General features: G+C 69.1%; 4 protein-coding genes and 1 pseudogene. 3 read left to right on the top strand and 2 right to left on the bottom strand.

The features are described 5' to 3' along the window. Nucleotides 1-323 (top strand): annotated as a pseudogene (locus tag UK82_RS30560) (IS701 family transposase); the annotation flags it as partial. 107 nt (nt 324-430) lie between these two features. Next, nucleotides 431-613, top strand: a complete 183-nt coding sequence (locus tag UK82_RS41215; protein ID WP_044885480.1) for a hypothetical protein — start codon at nt 431-433, stop codon at nt 611-613. 352 nt (nt 614-965) lie between these two features. Here the strand turns inward: UK82_RS41215 and UK82_RS30550 are convergent, their stop codons facing one another. After that, nucleotides 966-1,772 (bottom strand): SAM-dependent methyltransferase, encoded by an 807-nt coding sequence (locus UK82_RS30550; protein ID WP_396230693.1) that lies wholly within the window; start codon nt 1,770-1,772, stop codon nt 966-968. A 43-nt stretch (nt 1,773-1,815) separates the two neighbouring features. Beyond that, nucleotides 1,816-2,223: a Clp protease N-terminal domain-containing protein gene (locus UK82_RS32315; protein WP_161849193.1), complete on the bottom strand. Its 408-nt coding sequence runs from the start codon at nt 2,221-2,223 to the stop codon at nt 1,816-1,818. A 231-nt stretch (nt 2,224-2,454) separates the two neighbouring features. Here UK82_RS32315 and UK82_RS30540 point away from each other — a divergent pair. Then, nucleotides 2,455-2,722, top strand: a 268-nt coding sequence (locus UK82_RS30540) for a transposase domain-containing protein (protein ID WP_236706635.1), incomplete at both ends; no start/stop codon positions are given.

Below are 2,722 nucleotides of genomic sequence, written 5' to 3'. Positions count from 1 at the left end.
GGCTCGCCGTCACCGCGAGGAAACACCGCGACCAGAACCCGCCGGCCGTCCCGCCGACGATGACCGCCGTGGGATACAAGCATCTCCCCGGTGGCCTGCCGGTCGCCGAACAGCCGGAACCGGACAGGCGCATGATGACACCGTTCACCCTCAACGAGATCCGCCATGTCTTCGCCCTGTTCACCGAAGCCGTTCTCCCACCCGCCATGATCACCTGGTGGTCGGACTGGCGCCGCGGCCACCAGGCCCGCGCCCGCTACTACCACTACCAGACCCGGATCTACGCTGCCCAAAGCATCGCCCGGCAGGCAGCAGCCACATAAAGATCACTGGTGCTGTAGTACTAGCCGTCGAGGAGCACCCGAAGGCAAGCTGAGTAGCCGTCTGCCTTCTCGCGGGCTTCGGATGATCGAGACGTTATCGTGACGGCGTGCCCACGTACGAGCAGGTGGCCCGCTTCGTGGCAGAGTACGCGCGGCTGACCACCGAGCAGCGGCGAGCGTTTCGCCGGGCTGTCGCGCTGTTCCGTGAGGGCTTGGAGACGGGCCAGTTCCACTCGAGTCTCGGAGTGAAGAGCTTCCGCTCCGATCCCGGTGTGTTCGAGCTGCGATAGGCGAAGGATGACCGGGCGCTGTGGGAGTACGGCGACCCCGTTCCGGGCCGCGACGGCCCCCATATCCGCTGGCTGCGGATCGGCACCCATGACATCGACAAGAGCCGGTAGCTGTGAGGACGACCGCCGACGTGGTGGGCGGACCGCGCGAGCATCGGCATCCCGCCTACTCAGAACCGCAGCGTGCGCAACGCGCGCTCGCCAGCTCCGACCCCCGCCGGCCAGGTCAGCCGGGGCGACGCGTCTCCCGGCCGGCTCCCTCGACCCGCTCCAGGCATCCGCCCTCGGCAGCGGCAGCCACGGCGTCGTGCCTCGCACGGCTGCGGCCCGCCACCGACGCCACCAAGGACGGCTACGGCTTACGACCGACCCCGCCGAAGATGTGGAGTGGCTGCGGCACCGGCCCGGGCGCGGGCCGCCAGAGGGGGGTCGAGACCACGCCAGGCTCGACGAGTTCAAGTCCGTCGAAGAAGGACGCGACCTGCTCGGGGGTGCGCAGGTTGTAGGGGTGCCCGTCCGCCTGGGTGATCGCGATGGCCTTGTCCACGGCCTCGCCGTGGGTGCCGTCGTTGAGAGCGAGGTAGCTGCCCGGCCGCACCCCGTCGAGCAGCCGCTTCACGATCGCGGTCGCCTCGTCGTTGTCGGCGACGTTCCCGACGATGCCGAACATCACGAGAGCGATCGGCTGGGTGAAGTCCAGGAGCTCGGCAGCCTCCGCGAGAATCGTCTCTGGGTCACGCACATCGGCGTCGACGTAGGCGGTCGCGCCGCCGGAGGCGCTGGTCAGCAGCGCGCGGGCGTGCACCAGCACCAGCGGATCGTTGTCGACGTAGACGATGCGGGAGTCCGGGGCGATCCGTTGCGCGACCTCATGGGTGTTGTCGGCGGTCGGCAGGCCGGTGCCGATGTCCAGGAACTGGCGGATACCCACCTCGCCGGCGAGGTGGGTGATCGCTCGGACCAGGAACTCCCGCTGCGCACGGGCGACGTGCACGATGTCCGGGTAGACCTCGAAGACCTTGTCTCCCAGCTCCCGGTCGGCGGGAAAGTTGTCCTTGCCCCCGAGCCAGTAGTTCCAGACCCGAGCGGAGTGCGGCACGCTCGTGTCCACCCGCGACCATGCGCTCTGCGCCGGCTTGTCAGCACCCATATCGTCCATCATGTACCACCGGTTGCACCCCGCAACGAACAGATCCGGTCGGCTACCTGCCGGGAACGCCGGTGAGGAGCGCCCGCGCCCCGTCACAGCTGATGCCGCGACGAGCGAGCACGTCACGCGTGGGTCTCTGCGTGGCGAGCAGCGCCAACACCAGATGCTCGCCACCGGCGTGGTCATCGAGAAGGGCCCGCGCCTCGCGGTCCGCGGCCTCCAGCACCACCCGCACCCGGTGCGAGAACGACGTCGTGGAAGGCGTCCGCAGGCGTCCGAAACGCCAGCGGGTCGGGGCCCGGCGAGCGAGCGCCGCCGGCCCGAACTGGCGACTGACAGCGGCGGCGACCTCAGCCAGGTCGATGCCGATCGTATGGAGGGCGTCACTTTCGACGCCCTCCGGTGCTTGTTGTGGGCTGACTGCCGGCTGACCCCGAGCGCTTCGACGATCTGCTGCCACGACCAATCCTCCGCGTGGGTCCGATCCAGGTGGAGGGCCTCAAGTTGTCAACCGAGGATGACGGATCGGGCGCCACGCGGCCAGCTCGTGCCGAGGCCTCGGCACGATCCCGGACTGACAAATGGCCGTGCCCTCGACACGCAATACCAGGAACTTAGGTTCTGATCGTGTAGGTTCGAGGGGTGCCGAGACGCGGTCAGGTGAAGGAGAAGCCCGAGGACCGGTTGGTGNACCGGGTCGGGCTGGGGGTGCTGGCGGCGCAGTTCCCGGACGCGCTGGTCGACCGGGTGGTCACCGAGACCGGTCGTCGCGAGAAGCGGACGCGGGACCTGCCCGCGGCGCTGATGGTCCGGTACGTGGTCGCGTTGGCGTTGTTCCCCTCGGATGGCTACGACGAGGTGATGCGGCAGGTGAAGGTCGCCGACGACTGGCTGGCAGACAGTGCCGGGCCGGTGAAGGTGCCGGCGACCACGGCGATCACGAAGGCGCGGGACCGGCT

It is taken from the genome of Frankia sp. ACN1ag (genome assembly GCF_001414035.1).
In the GTDB taxonomy this organism is placed as follows: domain Bacteria; phylum Actinomycetota; class Actinomycetes; order Frankiales; family Frankiaceae; genus Frankia; species Frankia torreyi.
This window is presented reverse-complemented; position numbering and strand designations above follow the sequence as displayed.